Genomic DNA, 22,795 nt, shown 5'->3' with positions numbered 1-22,795 from the left:
AAAAGGTAGACTAAACTAATCCAAATTCAGTTCTATATCGTAAATGTTCATCTTCTTTTCGAGTCATCAGGGTTTTGGCGGCTTTTCCTTTGTCTTTGTATCCTAATAGATGTAGGGTTCCGTGGATCATGATCCTGCAAACCTCATCAAATTCTGAAGTTTTAAAGGTTTTTGCATTTTCTTTAACACGTTCTATGCTGATGAAAATATCGCTTACAATTTGTTTTTCTTCCTCAGAATTATCGAAAGTAATGATATCGGTGTAAGTATCGTGATTTAAGTACTGCTGGTTAATGCCCAAGAGGTATTCGTCACTACAGAAAATGAAATTGAGTTCCTGCAATTTAAAGCCTTCTTTCTCGATGGTTGCTTTAATCCACTTTTTGATTTTTAGTTTTTGAGGAAGGTTATAGCTAACTGATTCTGTGAAAAAGGAAATTGCAGGCATTGTTTTTTGGTTTATGGCTGCAAATTTAAGAATATAATTTCGTCATTTCGAGCGAAGTGCAACGAAGTCGAGAACCACGTAGTGCTCAGCGAAGCTAAATCTGCCTGTATTAGATCTCTCCATTCGCTGCGCTCAGTCGAGATGACGAGTGGATTTATTGGCTTATATTCAACGATTTCAAATACTCAGTAATTTTATTTTTGTAATAATAATTTAAACTAGGTGGCATTTTCTGCAACATGCCATGACCGTTTTGTTGCTGTTTTTTAAACTGATCGACCATTTTTTGATAGGATGGAGGAAACTCCTTTGCGGCTTTACTTTCGCGTTTTGAATCTTCTTCCTGGTCGCGTTCTGCTTTTTCTGCTTCTAATAGTTTTGTTAATAGGTCTTTCTGTCTGTTTAAAGTTTCCTGTTGTAAACGTTTGTTAACCAAATCGCTCTCGGTTTGTTTCATTTCCTTAATGGCTTCGTTCAGGTTACCCATTTTACCGGTTCCATCCTTATTTTCTTCGCGGTTGATTTTTTCCAATGCCTGGCGGATCATTTGCTGTTGTTGTGCCATTTTACCAAATTCCTGGCTCATTTGTCCTTTACCAACTGTACCTTGATTACCTCCCGATTTTTGCATTTGCTCCTTTGCTTTCTGCATACTTTTATTCAGCTGGTCCTGCATCTGTGAAAGCTGTTTCATACCCCGCTTTTGTTTTTTTCCACTACCACCTTTACCATTTTTCTGCATGTTTTGCAGCTGACTTAAGGCTTCGCTTAACATCAGGGTGAGGTTATTGATAGAAGTCATAGTAAATTGTTGGAAGCGATTAGCCTCAGATGTTCTTCTATCACCCAAATTTTCCAAACTTTTATCCAGGTTGAAGTTAATCTTATTCATCTCCTCGTTAACTGTTGATTCTATCTGCGGAACACGTTTACTTAGGCTGTATAAGCTATCAGCGATAGTTTTAAGGTTATCTTTAATGCTGCGTTGTTTTTGAACGTTACTGGTGTATGATGGATCGGTAGCGTTCATTTTTTTAATGCCAGCATTACTTTTTCCTGATCAAATGAGGTTGTCAATAGATTTTCTAATAAACGGCGCAATTCTTTAGCATTCAGGTTGTTTTCCATTTCTTCACCCTGTTGTTGCATATCACTCATTTTTTTAGATAACTTTTCCATCTGCTCGCCTGCTTTTTGCTGTTTCTGGCTTGCGTTTTTAGAATCTTTTTTATCTAAGGCATCTTTACTATCCTGTTGCTCTTTTTGTATATCCTGAACATCTTTTTCAGCGTTTTCGAAGGGATTTGGTCTTTCTAATGACTTATTTTTTTCTTCCAGGTTTTTAAGATCGTCTTTCAGGTCTTTCATCTCTTTGTTAAGCGCATCCTGTTTTTGCTTTAGAGATTCGTTGTCCTGTTTTTTATTTTTTGTTTGTTCTGCAAGCTCTTTTTGTTCTTTGGCAAGCTCATTTAACCGATTAATGTCCGTTTGCAGATTTTGTTCAAATTCTAACTGTTTATAGAGTTCTAAAATCCTGTCGAGTTCATTTTTAAGGGTTTTATTATCCAATTGCATTTTGGAAAGCTCATTCTGTGTTTGATCTTTATTTTTCTCATTCATCAGGTTCTGTAGCTTTTGCAAAAGCTCTCTGGTTTTTTCATCCAGCACATTATCAAACAGGTCTTTGATCTGCTTTTGTTTTTCTAAAAGTTCCCCGGTTTGTTTTTGGTCTTCCTGTTGCTGGATATTTTTATCATTTTGCTCTTTAATTTCCTTTACGGCTTCATCAAGCTGTTTTTGTTTATTCAACAGGGCTTCAATCTGTTTTTTATCTTCGAAAGAGATTTGTTTTTTATCAATCAGACTTTCAGCCACCTTTTTACTCTCTTTTTCAATGGTATTGGCCAAACGGATAGCTGATTGTACCTTCTGTTTCAAAGCCTGGTTACTGGCATTTACCTGCTCGGCTGTTTCTTTTTTGGTAGGCTGTTTAAAGGTTTTAATTTCCGACCGGGTAACTTTTGCACCATTAACCCCATCATTATCGGCCACTTCGAAATAATACTCAATCTCCTGACCAGGTTTGGCAGAAGCAGTTTTTAAATCCCAGAAATAGAAGAAAGTATTCTCTGTGACATTGCTTTTAATGGCGATATTTTTGGCAAATGAACTAACAATCCGGTTGTTTTCTTTGATGTTGTATTTAAAGCTTAAACGGCTAAACCCATAATCATCGGTAACCTGCCCGCTAAAATACAGGGCTTTGTTACTTACTGAATCTGGTTTTTCTTCTACAGTAATGCCTGGAACCTGATCTTTAACCACGGTAATCTGGTGTGATAAAGAATCCCGAAGCGTAACGTATTGATTTTTAGGAGTGATGCTATATTTAGAATTGTTTTTGATGGTGGCATTAAAAGCAGATTCGTTATCCTCCACTTTTAAATTGTTTTCGATACCATTCAGGATAAACAAAATTGAACTGCTTTGTCCAGTTTTAAAGTTCCAGGTAACCCTGGTACCTTCTGGTAGGAGCATATCGCCCACATTGGCTACCTGTTCAGTTTTTTTGCCAAGGTAAGCAGGAAAATTTAATGTTGCTGTTGCATTCAACAGTTCAGGACGGGGTTTAACAGTAAGGGTAAATCCAGAAGAACTGAAGCCACCACCTTTAAAAACCAGTTTTTTATCGCTTTGAATGTTTTTTATACTGTAATTAAATTTGCTGATGTTCTCTTTTTGCAGTTTGTAAGTATTTTTTCCGTCTTCTACATAAATTTCAGCAGGAAGTTCATCACCAGATAGTTTTAGGTTTATCGTTATATCATCACCTTGTGTTACGGTTAAATTTTTATTTAAAACTGCAAAACTGAATGGTGCCTTTGGTGCAATATATTCATCGTATTTAAAAAAACTGTTGGTGCCCTCACGTAAAATTGCAGGAGCGATAATGGCGATGAATAAAATGATAGAAAGTGGGATAAAAAGATATTTTAGATACTTTTTATTGTCATTAATGCTTACCGCAGTATAAAAAGGAACGGGTTTAAGTTCCAATATTTTTTGATCGATACTGGCTATAATGAGGTGATTATTGTTGGGCTGGTTTTCTGATAGGCGGTGAAGCTGCAGGGTGTTGAGCAATTTGTCTTTAATATCGGAAAAGTGGTTTCCGATGATAACCGATGCTTCGTCAAAAGTAAGGCGTTTACCTAGTTTTAACATAGCAAGCAATGGCTTTATGATGAGAAAACCTACCAGTAATAAGCCGATGAGCAGGTAAGTAAAAAATACAAAGGTTTTAAAACCTGCGGTTGGATTGAGGTAATACAGGCTTAAAAAACAATTAAATATAGGGCGAGAAGTATAGCAGCTGCATAAATGCTGCCACGCAAAATTTTATTAAGGTAAAATTTTCGGATAAACTCATCGATCTTCCGTAATAATTCGTTGTAGTTATTGCTCACCATATCACCGTAAATGTAAAAATTGTTCCAGTCAATTGAAAGGAAAGTATATTTAGGTAACGTGTTTATTTCAAATAGTTTATCTGTTTTCCGATGATGGAGATGTTATTTTTTATTCTTTGGAAAACAGCGGGAAGTGTTTCATAGCTGTTTTCAGTCCTGCTTTTTGCTGCAACAAAAGCAGAAAAAGCTTTTGGTTTCCGCTTCAATCGGGTTTATTTAACAAATTATAAAGCCAATGGCCAGGTGCACACACCGTATTTATCTGTGTACTCTGTGGTTGAAAATATTAATTTAAAAATCTTTATCTTGTTTTTATTAATACAAAGGTTACATAGATTTTAAACGAGTGTTCTCATAAAAATCTACTTTTGATTTTTTGTATAATCATACTAAAACATGAAACGAGTACTTATTTCTGCACTGATGTTGTTCATTTTTACTGCTTCTTTTGCTCAAAAATTTAACTGGAATAAAAACCAGGTAATTGCACACCGTGGCGCCTGGAAGAAAAATAATTTTCCTCAAAATTCCATTGCTTCTTTAAACGAAGCCGTAAAACTGGGCTGTTATGGCTCAGAATTCGATGTATGGATGACGGCTGACGGTGTTTTGGTAATTAACCACGATCCGGAATTTCAGGGTTTAACCATCGAGAAAGTCAGTTATAATGAACTATTGACCAAAACCATGAGCAATGGTGAAAAAATCCCAACGCTTGAAGCTTATCTATTAGAAGGCAAAAAGCAGAAAAGCACCAAACTGATTTTGGAGATCAAACCATCGCTCATCAGCAAAGAGCGCGGTATTGATGTCACCAATAGATCTGTAGAAATGGTGCAGAAGTTAAAAGTTACCGATTGGGTTGAATACATCAGTTTTGATTACGATTACTGCAAACGCGTTTTAGCTTTGCTACCAAAAGCAAAAGTGGCGTATTTAAGGGGCGAAATCAGTGCTGAGCAGATGAAAGCCGATAAATTAACAGGTGTTGATTATCATTATAGCGTTTACCAAAAAGATAACTGGATCGAAAATGCACAAATACTGGGTTTAACCGTGAATGCATGGACTGTAAATGCAGCACCCGAGATGCAGTGGCTTTTAGCCCATAAGGTAGATTACATTACAACTAATGAGCCTGAACTGCTTTTCGAAGAGATTAAAAAAACTCCGGTTACTCAGGGCTGGAAACTAAAATGGGCAGATGAATTTGATGATGCCGGATTGCCTTTAAGCAAAAACTGGAGTTATGATGTTGGCGGAAAAGGCTGGGGAAATAACGAACTTCAATATTATACTGATGCCGATAGCGCAAATGCGGTTGTTAAAAAAGGAAACCTGAATATTATTGCAATAAAGGCAGATAAAGAGGCAAACCATTATACCTCGGCCAGGTTGGTCACCAAAAACAAATTCGATTTTAAATATGGCAGGGTAGAAGTACGTGCCATGTTACCAAAAGGAAGGGGTTTGTGGCCTGCAATATGGGCTTTGCCAACCGATTCGAAATATGGTAACTGGCCAAAAAGCGGGGAAATTGATATTATGGAACATGTAGGCTACGATCCTGATAGCGTGCATGGAACGGTACATACCGAAAAATTTAACCACGTTATCAAAACGCAGGTAGGTAAAGCTTTAAAAGTAAATAATCCTTATACCGAATACCATGTTTATGCCATAGAATGGTTTGCCGATCGCATCGACTTCTTTATCGACGATCAAAAATACCTCACTTTTAACAATACCAAAAAGGGATCAGGCGATTGGCCGTTTGATCAGAATTTCCACGTGATTTTAAATGTAGCTGTGGGTGGCGGCTGGGGCGGAAAAAAGGAGTGGATGATGCTATTTTTCCGGCAACCATGAAAGTGGATTATGTGAGGGTGTTTCAGAAGTGATGGAAGAGGTGAGATGGATGAGGGAAGATGGTTTTAGTTCAAGAATTCATTGCTGGATTGTTAAATTGTTGGCATAGTTAGCTTGGACTAATGACTTCTAACTAAAATTTAACTGTCAACTGAAAAATGGTAACTGAAAACTATAACTAGCGGTATCTAAGCTATATTGTATAATTTATGGACTCACGTAGAGAATTTTTAAAAAAGCGGCCTTGTTTGCCGGGGCCACGGGTATGGCCAACACTTTGCCCAGTTCGTTGCTAAAAGCCATGTCGATTAACCCAGAGTCGGGCAGCACCTTTTACGATGCAGAGCATATTGTTTTTTTGATGCAGGAAAACAGGTCGTTCGATCACATGTTTGGTAAAATGAAAGGCGTTCGTGGCTTTAATGATCCGCATCCGCATATCCAGACGGATGGTAACAAAGTTTGGCTGCAAAAAGATGGTCAGGGTTATACTTATGCCCCCTTTCATGTCGACATTAACAAAACCAAAATTACCTGGCAGGGTGGTTTGCCACACTCATGGAGCGATCAGGTTGCTGCGCGTAATGGTGGCCGTTATGATAAATGGCTTCCCGTAAAAACCCCGATGACTTTGGCTTATTACGATCGGAACGATATTCCTTTTTATTACGCCATGGCCGATGCTTTTACCATCTGTGATCAGCATTTTTGCTCGTCGTTAACCGGAACAACACCAAACCGACTATTCTTTTTTACCGGAACCATACGGGGAGAGAAAAGCGCAAACACTGTGGCAGTGGTGAATAACGATCAGGCCGAATCTCAGAACAATGTATTTGTAGACTGGCCAACTTTTCAGGAAACGTTGGAAGATAATGGTATCGACTGGCGCATTTACCAGAACGAACTTTGGACATCAAAACTTCCAGAAGGTGAGGTAGACGATTGGTTGGGGAATTATGGCGATAATCCTGTTGAATACATCAGCAGGCACAACGTTAAATTATCAGCTTATTTTAGAAAAAACGGCGATAATACCGTTAAACCTCCATTATCAGCTAAAGAAGTTCAGGCGAAATACGATAAATTATCGCAAAAGGAAAAAAACCTGATCGATAAAGCCTTTACCACTAATATTTCACAAAAAGATTACCTCGAACTCGAGCCTTTTACCTTTAAAAACGATCAGGGGCAATCAGAAACCATCAATATTCCAAAAGGAGATATCTTTCACCAGTTTAGAAAAGATGTAGACAGTGGAAAACTACCAACCGTTTCCTGGTTAGTGGCACCACAGCGTTTTTCAGACCATACCAGTTCGCCTTTATATGGAACTTGGTACGTAAGTGAGGCTTTGGATATCTTAACCCAAAACCCAGAGGTTTGGAAAAAACAATCTTCGTTTTAACCTACGATGAAAATGATGGTTATTTCGATCACCAGCCGCCTTTTGTAGTTCCGAATCCTGATGATCCGGGGAGTGGGAAAGTATCTGCCGGAATCAACTATGCAACAGATTTCGAGGCCAGGAAAGGGAGTCCGATTGGTTTGGGTTACCGTGTGCCTTTGATTATTGCCTCGCCATGGAGCAAAGGCGGTTTTGTAAACTCGCAGGTTTTTGATCATACCTCTTCCTTAATGTTTATGGAAAAATGGCTGGCAAAAAAACGGGTAAAGTGATTAAAAGCAATAACATCAGCGATTGGCGAAGAAATATTTCCGGCGATTTAACTTCCGTATTCAGACCCTTTAATGGTGAAGAAATTAAGTCTCCTGAGCCCTTAAAACGTGATGTAGTAGTAACCAATATCGGTAATGCCAAAAACAAACCCGCACAGGTAGGCCCAACGGCACTAAATAAAACAGAGATAGCTAAAATCAATAAATTCGAGTCCTTTTCACGTGAAACATCAATCCATGCGCCTAAACAGGAAAACGGAACCAAACCTGCCTGTGCATTGCCTTACCATTTGATGGTAGATGCACAGGTGGTAAATAACGAAATTGAACTTACTTTTCAATCGGCTAAAACCTTATTCGGCAGTAAAACCGAAAGTATTGGCGCACCGTTCAACATGAATACCATTGCCAAATTTAAAGGGGTCGCGGGTAAAACCTGGGCTTATGCGGTAAAGGCTGGCGATACCCTGAAAGATAATATCAAAATTGATGATTTCGATAACGAAGCCTACAACCTTGCCATCAGCGGGCCTAATGGTTTCTACCGGAATTTTGCCGGAAGTAAAAAGAATCCTCAGGTTGTCATAAAAGCTTATCCGGAGCAAAGTGGTTTGGTAAGTAAAAAGCTTAACGGAAACCTTGTTTTTGCCATAGAGAACAAAGGTGCTGTTTTAATTACTTTGCAGGTTATCGATAATAAATACAAAACAGGGACAAAAACGGTAAGTATAAAACCAAAATCTAGTACTACTGTAGTGTTTAATTTGGCTAAAAATTCAAATTGGTACGATTTCAGTATTGTACAAACTGGTAATCACATTTTTAAGCAGCGTTATGCAGGTAAAATAGAAACCGGAGAAATTACCCAAACCGATCCATATATGGGTAACGTGTAATAAATATCAACCTGAAAAGGGGAGGCATAAAAATATAAAGTCCCGACAATAGCCGGGACTTTATATTTTTTATTTCTTTTAACTTAAAAATTAATAGGTAATTCTACTTGCGTTCTGTCCCAGCCTATAATCAGGTTTGCACCTTCTGTAGCCGGCGTAAAGGTTAACGAGAAATATTCTATCGGTTTAGCCAAGGTTTTAACCGGAACATTTACGCGCACAATGTCTTTAGCTTTATTATAGGTAAAAGCACCCCATTTATCGGTTTCACTATTTACAATAATGGTCCAGGTATCTTGGTTAGGAATGGCGAATAGGCTATAGGTACCCGCTTTGATTTTCTTGCCGCCAATACTTACTTTTTTGAAGAAACGAACTTCTGTACTCTCGTTGGCACCAAAACGCCAAACTTTACCATACTGTTCTAAAACGCCGAAAACATCCCTTCCTTTCTTCTGTGGACGCGAATAAACAATCTTTATAGCCGGTTTTGTTGGATCTCCGGCTTTTGCCTTTGGGGCATTAAGCGGAAAATAAACAATGTCTGCAGGACTTGGGTCTGCAGCAGGAAATTTTACTTCAGCGGGAGAGGCTTGTTGAGCCTTGGCGCTAAAACAAAAAAGAGCGAAAACAACAATGAAGATATTTTTCATTTGTAGGTTTTTGTTTTCAGTCGCGATGAGCAATCATGATTTTACAGTTATCCGTAAAAGCAAAATGGTCTCATTTACTGTGGAATTAATGTTAAATCCTTAAAAGGATCTAGTGGTATAAAAGGGCTAAAACTAGTATTTCCTTCCTTTTACAAGGGCGTTTAAAAATAAGCCTGCTGTTAACAAACCTAAAACACCACCTAATAAAGCGAAAATATAGTTTTGCGTAATGATTGCTCCAGTTAAAACTCCGAAGAATAAACCTAAAGCATAATATAACCAGTTGAAATTATTGCTGCTGTTCTCTTGTACACTCATGTTTTCTGTTATTTGGAGGCAAAGTTAGTATTAATCAAGATGATTTTAAAACTAAAACAGTGTTTTCTCTAGAATATAAGAACAAATAGTGAGTATCTACATGAATCATACAAATTTAAAAGCTAAGATATGGAATTAAGATAGATAGGTATGCAGAAGAACGCCAGATTGTGCCACCAATAATTGAAAATATTAATGAAGCAATAAAAAAGATAATCCCAATTTTATACTTTACTTTTTTCGATAGTTTATAAAAAAGAAGTGACAAACATCCTCCTGTCAACGATAAAAAGTACCCAATTGTACATATTCTATTTAGTATTTCCAGATTCCTGACATACTTATTTCTGGATAATATATAGCGTTTACAGATATCACCTGAACGCCTTTTTGTGCCGTGAACATCCCAGTTTTCATTAAATAAAAGATTCCAAGAGGGCCAACAAAAGGGCTAAGTAAAAATACCAACAATTCAAGTGCACAGATTGATACTGCTATAAGGTATATAATTCTTAATGTTTTCATGTTATAATGATTAATCAGGGCATTTTCTGGATAATACACTAAGGGATTTTGATCCGATAAGTTATTATTTAACCAAAGTCCAATCTAGTTTTTGAATTGTGGCGGATACAATCGAGCTTTTTCCAATATTATTACTAACAAAAGATGCAACTTCCCTTTGGACCGATTTCCAAAGTTTTTCTTTCTGTGCGAAAGCAATCCCGGCTCCCCATTTAGTAAAAGCGACAGGAAGCTGGTGCTAATCATAAATAACTAAGGGCACCTTGTGCCTTGAAATCCAGGTTCTGAATTATCTCTTTCTTAGTTTTTAAATTCAGATGCTATTCTCTGTTCCTCTATAAGCATCATGACCGATATTATCGGCTTGAAGCCTGATGGTAATCTACATTTTGAAGATTAAAAAAAGGATATTCATAGTCAGCAGGAAATTATTAATTTTTAAAGGTTTAATTATTTCATAATCAATGACACAATTTTTTTTGGGTTTTGTGGAGGCATGAGGTGAACTAAGTAAAGTACTACTTCACTAACAACTAATTTGATGTCCAGTTTTTGATCAAAGTCAAAAATAATCTTATATAATCCATAAAATTAATATTATCTATACAACAGCAAGGCCGACATGGATGTAATAAAACCTATGATTAACACAATCTTTATAGTTTTCTTACCAAATTTTAATGGCACTAGTAATAATATTGATAGGCTTATTATTCCAAATGGATAGGAAATAAATAACGCAGAGTTGTAGACCCAAAGCCAAGAAGAGAGGGCAAACCAAAAGGCAAAAGCTATCGCCATAATATTTAAAAATCTATACATAGATACGAGTTTTTAATCAGGACAATTATTAGATAAAGTGCTCAATGGCTTTCTACCCTCAAGTACATCCAAAACTGAATCCCATTGGGGTCTTAATATCTCTTGTGGTTTTATTGTTGCAGAACCTTGATGAGATATAACAAATTCTTTAATCTTGTTTTGAAAAGAAGTCCACAATCCATCGGCTTGCCAAAAAGGGATACCTTTCGCAAAGCCTAAAAATTGAGGAATTGTATTAGCAAAATCTCCATCAACAGATGTTAATCTGTCAACGCCTCTAGTATAGAAAGTAAATGAACCATTAGAGTCAATATGATAACCAAAATCTCGGTTGCCACTTACAGGATGTTCACCATACATTGGTTCGTATATAGTTGTAAAGGTCCATCCATTCGATGTTGATTTTGAGGTTATTACAGAAGCGTTGTCTGGGCCTTTAATGTCTAAAGCAAGTATGCTACCCGTTGGGTCATTAGAGTTCCATTTTGCGGTGTCATCAATTCCATAGTTATTATATGGTGTAAATATTTTAGTTCCATCAGTGAAAGAATCTAGATTTGTCCTCAAGTAGTGTATAAATTGATCGGGACTTAAACGCTGTCCATTAACTATAGGCATCTGATTAATATTAATAGGAAAATAATCCATATTAACAACAGGACTACTAGCGTCATCTATACTTTGAATTCTAGCAATTTTTTCTCCAAAAAGAAAAGCATCTAATCCAGAATTTTTCAACGTATTCAACTTGTCAATTATTGATGCGTTCGGAGTAAATTTTGCCGTAGCCAACCAAGCTTTTAAAGTCTCTCAAGGCACATCTTTTAATAAAGCAAAGGGTTTGTTTTTTATGGCATCCTCCAATTGTTGTTTTGTTGGTCGAGTCGTTCCATTTCCACCACCATTCCCATTATTACCGGCATATGTAGGGTAGTAATTGCCATCTTCAGGATTAATAGGTACCCCATCCTCACAAACAAAGCCCATAAATACATAAGTACATTCCATGTAACCATCTACACCTACACAAACCTCCCGATAAACCGGTGATGGAAGGGGGCAGGAAGGCGGCATAGCTACCATTAACCTATTGCGCCCCGAATTTTCACTTAGGGTGGGGTTTTTCAGGTCAGACAATGTAGTGCCATTTGTTCCATAATAGCCTTCTATGGTGCCGTTAATCCGCTTTATAATCTTTCCTGCACTATACTCCCAGCCATTTTCAGGTTTTCCGCCCATGCTAAAAAACATTACTGTGCCATTAAGTCTTTTAACATCCTTATAATGGATTTTATTTGGTTCTTGAAGCTCTGGTTCCTCAGCTAAAACCGACATGTAACAACCCGCTATAATCTGGCCGTTAGCTTTATCCTTAAAGATAAGTAAACGGATATTGTTCTTTTTGTGTGCATCGCCAGCGCTTCCACTTAATCTCAAGTATACTTTTTTGGGGTTGGAAAGCTTTATTTCATACACATCCAAATCGTTTGGCTGTTCATTTAGGTAAACCGCATTCCATAAAGGCTGCAGATCATTAAATGCTACCCGTGTGGTGGCCTTGTTTTGGTTGTACCAGGACTGTATTTCTTTTAAATCCTTTTGGTCGAATTTTTTAGCATCAATTCCTAAATCCTTTTTACAAGAGTAAACAATAATCGTTGTTGCAATCAATAGGATAAAAGCTAGCGCATGAGCGTTAAATAAAGGTATAAGTCTTTTCATTTGTTAATTTAGATTGGTATAATAACAATTTTGAGAGATGATGCTGTAAAGATGGGTATTTCCATAAACAAAAAAGAATTAATTACATGTAATATGTGGTTATTAAATACTTATTGCGTGGTTTGATATGGCATCCTTTGAAATTAAATAATACACAGAAAAGTCAATCAGAATATGTTTTATCAGGAAAATGTAAAACAAATAACAAATCTTATTTATTAATCAATCGTTTGATTAATTTTGTGCTGTCAAAAAGAAATGAAAACAGAAAAAGTAGATAAAAAACAAGCCATTCTCGACGCAGCTGAAAAGCTGTTTTGCGAAACGGGTTATGAGGGAACTTCTACCCGCCAGATTGCCAAAGAGTCTGGAGCGAACATGGCGATGATAAATTATTATTTCGGTTCGAAAGAAGGTGTTTTTGTAGAGATCATGAACGAGCGTATCGCAGGGTTCGCATCTCAGTTAAAAATCATTAATGAAGATAAGATTTCAGCATTGGAAAAATTGCACAGGGTTATAGAAGGCTATGTAAACAGGATATTAAGTAACACTGCATTTCATAAAATGATGCACAGAGAACTGTCTTTAACGCAAAGGCCAGAAATGTACGATAAGATTAAAGATGCCATGAGCCATAACATGCAACTTATTGATCGCATTATTAGCGATGGGATAGAAGATGGCAGCTTTAACAAGGTAGATGTACGGATGGTAATCGCTACCATTATGGGCACCATTACCAATATTGTTATTGCCCCCATAAGGTAATATCATGTTCAAACTTCGACCTTAACAACCCGAAAGACAAAAAAATTATCAAAGACAGGGCGGTGGCCCACTTACAAGATCTAACAACAGTTTATTTAACAACAAAAAGATGATACCCAGATCAATTAAATTAATGCTTGTGGCATCATTAATTCCGTCAGCTTTATTTGCACAGAGCAGCAAGGAATTAAATATCAACCAGGCAATAGAACTTGGCATAGCCAATAGTAAAAACTTAAAACTTTCTCAGAACAAAATTGATCAGGCTGTTGCACAGCTGGAGGTTGTAAAAGACAATGCCTTGCCAACCGGAAATGCAAGTTTTATGTACAACCACGCTGAAATTCCAACCAGTACATTTTCGCTGCCTGGAGGAGGATCAACCTTACAGTTGCCAAAAAGAGCAGATGCTTTTGTGGGTACAGCAGCAGTACAAGAACTGGTATACGGCGGCGGTAAATTAAAATATGCAAAAGAATCGACCAAATTATTAGCCGAGGTTGCACGTTTAGATGCTGATAAAAGCAAAGAAGAAATTACTTATGCAGTAATCAATACCTATTATTCCCTATATAAGGTTTTACAGAGCAGAAAAGTGGTTGATCAGAATTTAGAATCGATCGCCGCTCAGATTAAACAGGCACAACGTTTCTTCGAGCAGGGCATTGTAACCAAAAACGATGTACTGCGTTTCCAACTGCAACAGGCAAACGTGACGTTAACGCAGATGGATATCGAAAGCAACCGCAAAGTAATCAACTATAACTTAGACATTCTTTTAGGTTTACCTGAGGATACTGAAGTTAAAATTGTTGACCCAACCCTTGGCTTAAAAACGCCAGGTTCATTAAACGAATATATCGGTCAGGCCTTTGCTAACCGACAGGAGCTGAAACAACTTGATATACAGAACAAAGTGGCCGATTTTAACGTCAAAACCATTAAGGCAAATACTTTGCCTACCGTTGGCGTTGGTGCAAACCTTTATTACATTAACCCAAGCGGTAACTTTATTCCGCCAACAAACCAGTATTTAATGCCCGTTACAATAGGCGCAACTGTTTCATGGAATTTCGGAAACCTTTGGACCAATAAAAACAAAGTAAGCCAGGCAAAAATTGAACAGAGCGAAATTACCCTTCAGAAAGATATTTTATCTGATCAGGTAAAAACCGACATCAACAAAAACTTTCAAAATTACCAGGTGGCGATGAACAAAATCCAGGTTTTGGAAACTTCAATCGCACAGGCAACAGAGAACGATAAATTATTGGCATCGAAATATAAAAACAATGTGGCTTCGGTTACTGATCGAATCGATGCAGAAACTTTATTATACCAGGCAAAAATAAACTTAGAGATAGCGAAGGCAGATGCAGGTTTGGCTTACTATACATTATTAAAATCAACAGGAAAAATAACGCAATAAATACAGCAATGACAACTGAAAAGAAAAAAAGAACATAGTAGTACCCATCATTTTAGGTGTTTTACTAGTAATAGGTGTAATCTTCGGGATTATAGAATGGAATTATTATAGCAAACACGTAGATACGGATGATGCTCAGATTGATGGCGATATCAGTCCTGTTGTTGCCCGTGTTGGCGGTTATGTTAAAGACATTAATTTTGAAGAAAATACACATGTAACCGAAGGTCAGGTTTTGGTTAAACTTGATGATAACGATTACAAAGTGAAATTAGAGCAGGCACAATCTGGCCAGAAAGGCGCTACTGCCAGTGTAGGTGTTGCCCAATCTCAAATTATCGCAACTGAAGCAAATACAAGTACAGCGAAAGCAAACGTAGCTGCTGCCAGGGTTAAATTAAACTTAGCGCAAAAAGATTACGACCGTTATGCAAACCTTGTGAAAGACGGATCGATTACCCAACAGGCATTTGATCAGGCTAAAGCTTCTAAAGAATCAGCTCAGGCGGCTTACCAGGCAGCAACCGATCAATATAATGCTGCGGTTAAACAAGTGGGTACTACACAATCGCAATTGGCAGTAAGCAGCAATGTAATCAGCCAACGTCAGAGTGATATCGATTTTGCAAAACTTCAGTTATCCTATACTGATATCAAAGCACCGGCTACCGGCATTGTTTCTAAAAAGAATGTGCAAAAAGGACAATTGGTTCAGGCAGGTCAGTCTTTATTCTCTATCGTAAACGACGGAAGCATTTATGTAACGGCGAACTTTAAAGAAACCCAGTTAGAAAAAATCAAAGAAGGTTCTAAAGTAGAAATCGAAGTTGATGCTTATCCTAATGAAAAAATTGAAGGTGAAGTGTATAATTTCTCCCCAATTACTGGTGCAAAAGGATCTTTATTGCCTCCTGATAATGCTACTGGTAATTTCGTTAAAGTTGTTCAACGTGTTCCGGTAAAAATCAAAATCCATCCATCAAAAGAACTGTTGGCTAAATTACGTCCAGGAATGAGCGTTAAAGCTTCAGTATCTACTAAATAATATTAAAAATGGCCGAAGTAGGTTTAAAAAAGTGGATTATTACATTTACGGTAATCACGGCTTCTTTGTTGGAGCTAATTGATACAACTATCGTAAACGTGGCAATTCCACAGATACAGGGAAACCTGGGCGCCACCCTGGAGGATGTGGCCTGGCTTTCCACCGGCTATGCGGTAGCAAACGTTATCGTATTGCCAATGTCCGGCTGGCTGGGTAACCGGTTCGGCAGGAAAAATTATTTTCTTACCTCCATCATCGTTTTTACACTCGTTTCCTTTTTATGCGGAAACGCCACTTCCTTAAACGAACTTATTTTATTCAGGATTATTCAGGGATTGGCCGGTGGTGGTTTAATATCAACAGCACAAGCTATTCTTATCGAAACCTGGCCACGTGAAGATGTAGGTATCGCAACAGCCTTATTTGGTTTGGGTGCGGTAGTTGGACCAACCGTTGGACCAACCATTGGTGGATATATCCTGGATATTAGTTCATGGCCGTGGATTTTTTATGTGAATATTCCGGTTGGAATACTCGCGGCCTACTGTACATATTCCTTTGTGCGGGCCACCCCGAAAGAAGGGCAGGGTCAACCTGTCGATTGGTGGGGTATCGCATTATTGGCTATTGCAGTAGGTAGTTTGCAAACATTATTGGAAAAAGGAGAAAGCGAAGATTGGTTCGCTACACCTTATATTACAGCTTTGGCCGCGGCATCGGTATTTGGTTTACTGCTTTTCATCTGGAGGGAAATGAGTACTGACCATCCAATTGTGAACTTTAAGATTATGCGGCACAGAAGTTTTTCCGTGGGTATGTTTACCTCCTTTATTTTAGGGTTTGGTTTGTATGGCTCTGTATTTATCTTTCCGGTATTCTGTCAGAATTTACTGGGCTTTTCGGCCCTGCAAACGGGAGAATTGTTATTCCCTGGTGGTTTATGTACCATTGTAATGATGCCTTTTATCGGTATTATGCTTAAAAAAGGTATCCCTGCACAGTTTATGGCTACTTTTGGTATGCTGGCATTCTTTATTTTCTGTTGGATGTTGAGCAAATCAACACTTCAATCAGGTACCGGCGATTTCTTTTTACCATTGGTAATCAGGGGTGTGGGTATGGCTTTATTGTTCGTGCCGTTAACCACGCTGGCTATCCAGGATTTAAAAGGACCGGAAATCGGCCAGGGTTCGGGTTTAAACAACATGATGCGCCAGTTGGGCGGATCATTTGGTATCGCGGCTTTAACTACGCTGATCCACATCCGTTCAGGTTTCCACAGAAGTAACCTGTTAACCAACCTTAACGATTATAACCAACCATTTGTTGATCGATTCAATGGTTTGATCAAGGGTTTCATGGCTAAGGGTCAGACCTTGTTCGACGCGAAAATTATGGCAGCAAAGGCGATGGAAGGAATCGTAACAAGGCAAACGATGTTACTTACTTACGACGATGCCTATTGGGTAGCTGGGTTAATCATGTTATTCTCCATCCCATTACTGTATCTTCAAAAGTTTAAGAAAAATGCAAATATTCCTGCCGATGTGCACTAAAATTTGCAAAGAATTGCCATAAATAATGGCAAAAACCAAAAACAGCCGGTGTATTTTATTACATCGGCTGTTTTAACCCAAAAATTAACAATCAATGCAATGCCCTTAAACATTGCAAATGTTCTTACTTAACCACATAGTAGCCAAATAAGATTTTAAAATTAAAATTTATTCTACAATTTTCCAAATTGTAAGCCTTAGAATTTTAATACCTTATGCATTTTTTGTAGTATTACGGTATACAAAACTATTGCCTAAGCTATGCCCAAACTTCGTTTAACAACGCAACGTGAATCTATTTTTAACAATGAGGTCATCTCAAAATTCGAACTGTTTAACAGTTTATTTCTCACCTTGCCTTTTTACAAAATTAAGGATACCGGAACACTGCTTCCCTTTTCTTTAAAAGCTGTGAAGAAGGCATTGCAAACGGAGAAAAACCTGCGCAGATTATTGAAGAATTTTTTGCCAAATATACCAGTTATACCGAGCGCAAAGATATTGTTGACCTTCTTTTCAGGTTTATCCAATATATCGAGCGTCAGGTAGTACTTTTTGATGCGGTTGAAGATGCTTCTTTTACTAAGTTAAATACCACTGATGAGCAAAGTACATTGGCCTTTATTTTAAAGAAGAATGCAGATAATAAACCTGTACTGGCCAAAATTGAAAAACTGATTGATGAGCTTTCGCTCCGTTTGGTTTTAACCGCACACCCAACCCAGTTTTATCCGGGGAGTGTTTTGGCCATTATTACCGATTTAACCAAAGCGATTAGGGATAACGACATCACCTCAATGAACTCGCTTTTACAGCAATTGGGGAAAACGCCGTTTTTTAATAAAAAATCGCCAACACCTGTTGATGAGGCTTTAAACCTGGCCTGGTTCCTCGAAAACACTTTTTATTTTGCTGCCGCAAATATTCAGGAAGAAATAGACCAAAATCTGGACGAGTACAACCTTGAAACCAAGAAAATTTTAGAACTCGGTTTCTGGCCGGGGGTGACAGGGATGGAAATCCGAATATCCATGCCGATACCACCTTGGAGGTTTCTAAAATGTTGCGGCAGATCCTTTTCCGCTGTTACTACCGTGATTTCAGGGTAATTAAACGTCGCATTACCTTCAGGGGAGTTGAAGAAAATATTGCAAAACTGCATGATGTGCTGTATAAAAATGCCTTCGATCAAACCTGCGAGCTTCATGATATTTCTGATGAATTAAGGGATAACCTGAATAAAATTAAAGAAACCTTATTAGCAGAACACGAAGGTTTATTTGTTGACCTGGTTAACGACCTGATCCGTAAGATAGATTTATACGGTAACTATTTTGCTTCGTTGGATATTCGTCAGGATAGCCGCGTGTTGAGAAGTGTGCATGCGTATTGCCGTGAAAATAAACCGATTTCTTCACTATATCCTGCCGATTACGATAAATTATCAGAAGCTGAAAAACTAAACCTGATTTCGTTTAAAGAGGCAACCATTGTTTATGCAAGCGAGCCGGATGCCTTAATTGAAGATACCATTGAGGTTATTAAAGAAATAAAGGGTATTCAAAAACGCAATGGCGAAAAAGCCTGTCACCGTTTTATTATCAGCAATTGCCAGCAAGCCAGTGATATTTTACAGTTGATTGAACTTTTCCTTTGGAACGGCTGGAGCAAAGAATCATTGACGATTGATTTTGTACCGCTTTTTGAAACGGTAAACGATTTAAAAGGCGCTGCTGCCATTATGGATACTTTGTATAGTAATCCTTTTTATAAAGCACATTTGGCCAGCCGCGGCAATAAACAGGATATTATGCTGGGTTATTCTGACAGTACCAAAGATGGCGGATATTTAATGGCCAATTGGTCTATTTTTAACGGAAAGACCTCATTGTCTGCTATTTCTGCCAAACATAACATTCAACTGGCATTTTTCGATGGCCGTGGCGGACCTCCTGCACGTGGTGGTGGTAAGACACACCGTTTTTATGCCTCAATGGGTAAAGAAATTGCCAACAAAAACATGCAATTAACCGTTCAGGGCCAAACCATCAGTTCGCAATACGGTTCGGTAGAAAGTGCTGAATTTAATATTGAGCAATTGATCAACGCGGGATTAACCTCCGGACTAAAGGAAAAACACAACATTCTTTTAGATCCTGAGAATAAAGCCCTGCTTGATGAAATGGCTGAAGAAAGTTATAAAGCTTTTGTGGATTTGCGTGAGCACCCATTATTTGTAAGTTATTTAGAGAAATTATCTCCTTTAAAACTTTTATCCCAGGCCAATATCAGCAGTCGTCCGGTAAAAAGAAACGGAGGTGGCGAAATGAAACTCGAAGATTTAAGGGCCATTAGTTTTGTAACGGCCTGGAGTATGCTGAAACAAAACGTTCCGGGTTTTTATGGAATGGGAACAGCTTTGAGAAGTCAGGAAAAAGCTGGTAACTGGGATAAAGTAGTTAAAGTTTATCAGGATTCTGACTACCTTAAAACCATTGTAGATAACTGTATGATGAGCATGAGTAAATCAGACTTTGTAATTACGGCCCATTTAGCCAACGACAAAGAGTTTGGTGCCTTTTGGACTCAATTACATGAAGAGTTTAAATTAACCAAAGAGATGCTCTTAAAACTCTCAGGACAGCCAACTTTAATGGCTAATTATCCTGTGGATAAAAAATCGATCGCCACACGCGAAAAGATTATTTTGCCATTGGTGTTGATCCAGCATTTTGCTTTAGAGAAACTGCAGCACGATCAGAACGAGAAAGATCAGCATGCTTTAGAAAAACTTGCGGTAAGAACAGTATTTGGTATCGTAAATGCCGGTAGGAATTTGGCTTAGTTAAGCTAAACCTTACAGGTTTATAACATCTCCAAGGTCTGTGTCCTCACAGGCCTTTTTTATTGCCTGCTGTCATTCTGAGGAATAATTTATTATATAAAAATCAATATGATTGACAGATAAAATTAATTAGGTAATATCCTTCGAGAAATCGTCATTCCCAACTTGATTGGGAATCTTAAAACGCTTGCATTAAGATTCCCGCATGCGCGAGATCCGATAGCTCCTAATGTCCGCAGGTTAAAAAAAAGATGCTGCAAAACCTTGATAAATAATGTTTTGCAGCAATGTAATATTCACTTAAATTAGTGTTGACCAATATTACTGCTGTGAAAATAAGAAATTCAAATCCAATATCCTCTTTCGGAGGCATAAATTTTGTTTTTGACTACTTAAACAAATTAGAAATCGATAAACTTTGCCATGCCCATCTGCCCTGCGTTGCTGCCCAAAGCAAGTATTCCTGGAAGGATGTTTTCTACTCACTTAAATCTGTTTTTCTCTGTGGCGGCGATAGTGTTGAAGATCTTCATACCCACTTAAAAAGTCATTTTCTCGACAATCCTTATCTTAGACTGGCAAGCCCCGATACTGTTTTGAGAAGACTCTCCGGGCTTACCGAAGAAACAAAAACCTGTGTAACCAAGCGGGGTGTGGTTACACATCAATATTGTACCAACCAGACCCTTGAGAACTTTAATCTGGAAGTCCTCAAAAAAATCGGGGTTCTTGATTCCCAGGAACTTACCCTTGATTATGATAACACGATCATTTTCAATGAAAAACAGGACAGTAAAATGACCTACAAAAGGGATTATGGCTATCAGCCAGGTGTTTGTACCGTCAATGAGCAGTTTGTACTTTATATCGAAAATAGAAACGGAAATTCTGACGCAAAGTCATTTCAAAGGGATACGCTGGAAAGAATTTTTAATCTGCTTGAAACAAAGAAGGTAAAAAAGATTAAAAACTTTCGGGCAGATGCGGCATCCTACCAGTATGAGGTAGTTACTTTGCTGCAACAAAAGGTAGAACACTTTTACATAGGATGCAGAAACAGCTATGTCGAGAAATATTTTCCTCAAATTTGCAACTGGAAAGTGATGGAGGACAAAAATGGCCTGCTGGAAGTAGGGTACACGGACATCATTCCCTTTATAAACCAGGCCAGGGAACAAAATCAACAGCCACAGACATATCGACTGATTGCTAAACGAAGATTGAAAAAAGATGGCCAGGTAGATTTGATTACCCAGGATGCCTATGAATACAGGGGAATTCTAACCAACAACTTTGAAATGGATGTTGTTGACCTTGTCCATTTTTATAATCAGAGAGGGAGGATGGAGCGGCAATTTGATATCCTTAAAAATGATTTTGGATGGAATAACATGCCTTTCTCTACATTAAACAAAAACCTGGTTTTCCTTTATCTTACAGCGATCTGCAGAAACATATATAATAAAATCATTGATTATTTTTCACAAAAGGTAAAAACGCTGAAGCCATGTTTCAGACTAAAAAGTTTCTTTTTAGATTCATTATCCGGCCAGCCAAATGGGTTAGGCAAGGCAGAAAGCTGAAATTAAGAATTTACTCAATAGATCATAGCTACCCATAGGGCCAGGATCACTAAAAGAAATAATAGCGCTAATATTGTTACCTGAAATACAGCCAGGAGGGGACCTCTATTTCATTTTTATGCCTAAAATAAAATTTAGATCCCAAATCTGTTCAGAAATGCCAATCAAAAATGAACTTCCGCCTGTAAATATAATTATCGTGGAATAAAATCAGGTGATATTCATTTTTAGAACTTAGTAATATTCAGATTAAGACAGACATGCGGATTTTAGGAGCTATCGGATGACGACCGAACTAGTGGATTCTGTCATTGATAGGCACGAAGAATCTTTTGCATAGTAGCAGGCATTGAAATTGACTGCTTATCATTGATCCTTTAGTTCTTCGGCTGCAGATTATTCATTTTGTGTTTAAGGTTTTAACGGCATTCATGCTTGCTTCGCAGGTCTTCACTGCGTTCAGAATGACAAAACTATAAAGATTGCTTCGTCGTTCCTCCTCGCAATGACGGATACAATTAAACAAAAATCCCTCGTAGATGTAAATCTGCGAGGGATTTTATATTTTGAAAAAGCCAGATTAAGCTTTAAGACGATTATCGATCAATCGAACCCATCACTTTTTGGCCGAAAGCATTTAGCGCATCTTTTTCGGCGGCACCCTCACTTACCATCTGGTGTACTTCTAGCGCACCGCAAATGTTGGTAATCATTTCGCCAGCAACATCAACCTCATGCTCACTAACGCCTCTAAATTCGCAGAAAGCCTCTAAAACCGCTAAAGTGGTCTCCAGTTGTGCCGGAGTGGTGTTTTGAAATAACTGTCTTATAACTGGGATCTTCATTACTTTATCTTATTAAATAGTTCAATTAAACCTTCTGCTTTGTTGGTCTGCACCTGATCTACCAAACTACCGCCTTCAAAAGCTGCAAAAGTTGGTAAATTATCAACATTAGCAAATTTGCGTGAGTTTGGAAGTTTTTCGGCATCAACAATCAGGAAAGCTACATCTTCATTTTCTGAAGCCAGTTTTTTAAACTTAGGTTTCATAATCCTGCAGTTTCCGCACCACGATGCAGCATACTGAACCATCACCTTTGAGTTATCGGCTAAATATTGTTGAAGATTATCTTCTGTTAATTCTAAAAACATAACGTTTTGT

The 22,795-nt window shown here is 37.9% G+C and carries 19 protein-coding genes and 2 pseudogenes; 11 read left to right on the top strand and 10 right to left on the bottom strand.

Going from position 1 to position 22,795, the window contains the following annotated elements; translation table 11 throughout:
• Window positions 1–10: 10 nt before the first annotated feature.
• The 3 genes from ybeY to ACQ86H_RS28980 form a co-directional block, all read right to left on the bottom strand.
• Window positions 11–448 carry an rRNA maturation RNase YbeY gene (ybeY, locus tag ACQ86H_RS28990; protein WP_431293306.1) on the bottom strand — a complete coding sequence of 146 codons (438 nt, stop codon included), beginning with the start codon at window positions 446–448 and terminating at the stop codon, window positions 11–13.
• Between the two features lie 154 nt (window positions 449–602).
• A complete protein-coding gene (locus ACQ86H_RS28985) occupies window positions 603–1,478 on the bottom strand; it encodes a hypothetical protein (RefSeq protein ID WP_431293305.1) in 876 nt (291 codons plus the stop codon).
• A complete protein-coding gene (locus tag ACQ86H_RS28980; protein ID WP_431293304.1) occupies window positions 1,475–3,673 on the bottom strand; it encodes a DUF4175 family protein in 2,199 nt (732 codons plus the stop codon). The genes ACQ86H_RS28985 and ACQ86H_RS28980 overlap by 4 nt, the downstream gene beginning before the upstream one ends.
• Before the next feature lie 641 nt (window positions 3,674–4,314).
• Here ACQ86H_RS28980 and ACQ86H_RS28975 point away from each other — a divergent pair.
• From ACQ86H_RS28975 to ACQ86H_RS28965, 3 genes and pseudogenes are all read left to right on the top strand, one after another.
• Window positions 4,315–5,787 (top strand): glycerophosphodiester phosphodiesterase family protein, encoded by a 1,473-nt coding sequence (locus tag ACQ86H_RS28975; RefSeq protein WP_431293303.1) that lies wholly within the window; start codon window positions 4,315–4,317, stop codon window positions 5,785–5,787.
• Between the two features lie 265 nt (window positions 5,788–6,052).
• Window positions 6,053–7,467 (top strand): annotated as a pseudogene (locus ACQ86H_RS28970) (alkaline phosphatase family protein).
• Complete coding sequence (locus tag ACQ86H_RS28965) at window positions 7,440–8,363, top strand: phospholipase domain-containing protein (RefSeq protein WP_431293302.1); 924 nt, start codon at window positions 7,440–7,442, stop codon at window positions 8,361–8,363. Before ACQ86H_RS28970 ends, ACQ86H_RS28965 begins: the two are co-directional and overlap by 28 nt.
• Window positions 8,364–8,446: 83 nt before the next feature.
• On the opposite strand, the gene ACQ86H_RS28960 is transcribed toward ACQ86H_RS28965, so the two are convergent.
• The 5 genes from ACQ86H_RS28960 to ACQ86H_RS28940 form a co-directional block, all read right to left on the bottom strand.
• Window positions 8,447–9,016, bottom strand: coding sequence for a DUF2911 domain-containing protein (locus ACQ86H_RS28960; protein WP_431293301.1), 570 nt, complete (start codon window positions 9,014–9,016; stop codon window positions 8,447–8,449).
• Between the two features lie 132 nt (window positions 9,017–9,148).
• Window positions 9,149–9,334, bottom strand: a complete 186-nt coding sequence (locus ACQ86H_RS28955) for a hypothetical protein (RefSeq protein ID WP_431293300.1) — start codon at window positions 9,332–9,334, stop codon at window positions 9,149–9,151.
• A gap of 315 nt (window positions 9,335–9,649) precedes the next feature.
• Complete coding sequence (locus ACQ86H_RS28950; RefSeq protein ID WP_431293299.1) at window positions 9,650–9,859, bottom strand: hypothetical protein; 210 nt, start codon at window positions 9,857–9,859, stop codon at window positions 9,650–9,652.
• Between the two features lie 834 nt (window positions 9,860–10,693).
• On the bottom strand, window positions 10,694–11,473 hold the full coding sequence (locus ACQ86H_RS28945; RefSeq protein WP_431293298.1) for a hypothetical protein: 780 nt from the start codon (window positions 11,471–11,473) through the stop codon (window positions 10,694–10,696).
• A gap of 18 nt (window positions 11,474–11,491) precedes the next feature.
• Window positions 11,492–12,403: a hypothetical protein gene (locus ACQ86H_RS28940; RefSeq protein WP_431293297.1), complete on the bottom strand. Its 912-nt coding sequence runs from the start codon at window positions 12,401–12,403 to the stop codon at window positions 11,492–11,494.
• Window positions 12,404–12,661: 258 nt separating this feature from the next.
• On the opposite strand from ACQ86H_RS28940, the gene ACQ86H_RS28935 reads away from it, so the two are divergent.
• The 8 genes and pseudogenes from ACQ86H_RS28935 (at window position 12,662) to ACQ86H_RS28900 (ending at window position 21,632) form a co-directional block, all read left to right on the top strand.
• Window positions 12,662–13,174 (top strand): TetR/AcrR family transcriptional regulator, encoded by a 513-nt coding sequence (locus tag ACQ86H_RS28935; protein ID WP_431293296.1) that lies wholly within the window; start codon window positions 12,662–12,664, stop codon window positions 13,172–13,174.
• Between the two features lie 109 nt (window positions 13,175–13,283).
• Window positions 13,284–14,603 carry a TolC family protein gene (locus tag ACQ86H_RS28930; protein ID WP_431293295.1) on the top strand — a complete coding sequence of 440 codons (1,320 nt, stop codon included), beginning with the start codon at window positions 13,284–13,286 and terminating at the stop codon, window positions 14,601–14,603.
• A 34-nt stretch (window positions 14,604–14,637) separates the two neighbouring features.
• Window positions 14,638–14,832, top strand: a pseudogene (locus tag ACQ86H_RS28925) (HlyD family secretion protein); the annotation flags it as partial.
• 6 nt (window positions 14,833–14,838) lie between these two features.
• Complete coding sequence (locus ACQ86H_RS28920) at window positions 14,839–15,648, top strand: HlyD family secretion protein (RefSeq protein ID WP_431293294.1); 810 nt, start codon at window positions 14,839–14,841, stop codon at window positions 15,646–15,648.
• 8 nt (window positions 15,649–15,656) lie between these two features.
• Window positions 15,657–17,204 carry a DHA2 family efflux MFS transporter permease subunit gene (locus ACQ86H_RS28915; protein WP_138819298.1) on the top strand — a complete coding sequence of 516 codons (1,548 nt, stop codon included), beginning with the start codon at window positions 15,657–15,659 and terminating at the stop codon, window positions 17,202–17,204.
• 614 nt (window positions 17,205–17,818) lie between these two features.
• Window positions 17,819–18,313, top strand: coding sequence for a phosphoenolpyruvate carboxylase (locus tag ACQ86H_RS28910; protein ID WP_431293293.1), 495 nt, complete (start codon window positions 17,819–17,821; stop codon window positions 18,311–18,313).
• Window positions 18,265–20,049: a phosphoenolpyruvate carboxylase gene (locus ACQ86H_RS28905; protein WP_431293292.1), complete on the top strand. Its 1,785-nt coding sequence runs from the start codon at window positions 18,265–18,267 to the stop codon at window positions 20,047–20,049. The genes ACQ86H_RS28910 and ACQ86H_RS28905 overlap by 49 nt, the downstream gene beginning before the upstream one ends.
• A 329-nt stretch (window positions 20,050–20,378) precedes the next feature.
• The gene (locus ACQ86H_RS28900; protein ID WP_431293291.1) at window positions 20,379–21,632 is read left to right on the top strand and encodes an IS1380 family transposase; all 1,254 of its coding nucleotides are present in this window, start codon (window positions 20,379–20,381) and stop codon (window positions 21,630–21,632) included.
• A gap of 596 nt (window positions 21,633–22,228) precedes the next feature.
• Here the strand turns inward: ACQ86H_RS28900 and ACQ86H_RS28895 are convergent.
• Window positions 22,229–22,477 carry a DUF6952 family protein gene (locus tag ACQ86H_RS28895; protein ID WP_138819300.1) on the bottom strand — a complete coding sequence of 83 codons (249 nt, stop codon included), beginning with the start codon at window positions 22,475–22,477 and terminating at the stop codon, window positions 22,229–22,231.
• Entirely contained in the window at window positions 22,477–22,785 is a 309-nt protein-coding gene (locus tag ACQ86H_RS28890) for a thioredoxin family protein (RefSeq protein WP_025141703.1), read from the bottom strand. Before ACQ86H_RS28890 ends, ACQ86H_RS28895 begins: the two co-directional genes overlap by 1 nt.
• Window positions 22,786–22,795: the final 10 nt, after the last annotated feature.

This window comes from Pedobacter sp. P26 (assembly GCF_050632135.1).
Taxonomy (GTDB): Bacteria; Bacteroidota; Bacteroidia; order Sphingobacteriales; family Sphingobacteriaceae; genus Pedobacter.
The sequence above is the reverse complement of the archived record's forward strand: the minus strand, read 5'-3'. Positions and strand labels throughout refer to the sequence as shown.

What these genes read in the sequence shown, in the direction of transcription:
- ybeY (WP_431293306.1), bottom strand. Translation starts at nt 448, where the DNA reads ATGCCTGCAATTTCCTTTTTCACAGAATCAGTTAGCTATAACCTTCCT.
- ACQ86H_RS28985 (WP_431293305.1), bottom strand. Translation starts at nt 1,478, where the DNA reads ATGAACGCTACCGATCCATCATACACCAGTAACGTTCAAAAACAACGC.
- ACQ86H_RS28980 (WP_431293304.1), bottom strand. Translation starts at nt 3,673, where the DNA reads ATGTTAAAACTAGGTAAACGCCTTACTTTTGACGAAGCATCGGTTATC.
- ACQ86H_RS28975 (WP_431293303.1), top strand. Translation starts at nt 4,315, where the DNA reads ATGAAACGAGTACTTATTTCTGCACTGATGTTGTTCATTTTTACTGCT.
- ACQ86H_RS28965 (WP_431293302.1), top strand. Translation starts at nt 7,440, where the DNA reads ATGGCTGGCAAAAAAACGGGTAAAGTGATTAAAAGCAATAACATCAGC.
- ACQ86H_RS28960 (WP_431293301.1), bottom strand. Translation starts at nt 9,016, where the DNA reads ATGAAAAATATCTTCATTGTTGTTTTCGCTCTTTTTTGTTTTAGCGCC.
- ACQ86H_RS28955 (WP_431293300.1), bottom strand. Translation starts at nt 9,334, where the DNA reads ATGAGTGTACAAGAGAACAGCAGCAATAATTTCAACTGGTTATATTAT.
- ACQ86H_RS28950 (WP_431293299.1), bottom strand. Translation starts at nt 9,859, where the DNA reads ATGAAAACATTAAGAATTATATACCTTATAGCAGTATCAATCTGTGCA.
- ACQ86H_RS28940 (WP_431293297.1), bottom strand. Translation starts at nt 12,403, where the DNA reads ATGAAAAGACTTATACCTTTATTTAACGCTCATGCGCTAGCTTTTATC.
- ACQ86H_RS28935 (WP_431293296.1), top strand. Translation starts at nt 12,662, where the DNA reads ATGAAAACAGAAAAAGTAGATAAAAAACAAGCCATTCTCGACGCAGCT.
- ACQ86H_RS28930 (WP_431293295.1), top strand. Translation starts at nt 13,284, where the DNA reads ATGATACCCAGATCAATTAAATTAATGCTTGTGGCATCATTAATTCCG.
- ACQ86H_RS28915 (WP_138819298.1), top strand. Translation starts at nt 15,657, where the DNA reads ATGGCCGAAGTAGGTTTAAAAAAGTGGATTATTACATTTACGGTAATC.
- ACQ86H_RS28905 (WP_431293292.1), top strand. Translation starts at nt 18,265, where the DNA reads ATGTTGCGGCAGATCCTTTTCCGCTGTTACTACCGTGATTTCAGGGTA.
- ACQ86H_RS28895 (WP_138819300.1), bottom strand. Translation starts at nt 22,477, where the DNA reads ATGAAGATCCCAGTTATAAGACAGTTATTTCAAAACACCACTCCGGCA.
- ACQ86H_RS28890 (WP_025141703.1), bottom strand. Translation starts at nt 22,785, where the DNA reads ATGTTTTTAGAATTAACAGAAGATAATCTTCAACAATATTTAGCCGAT.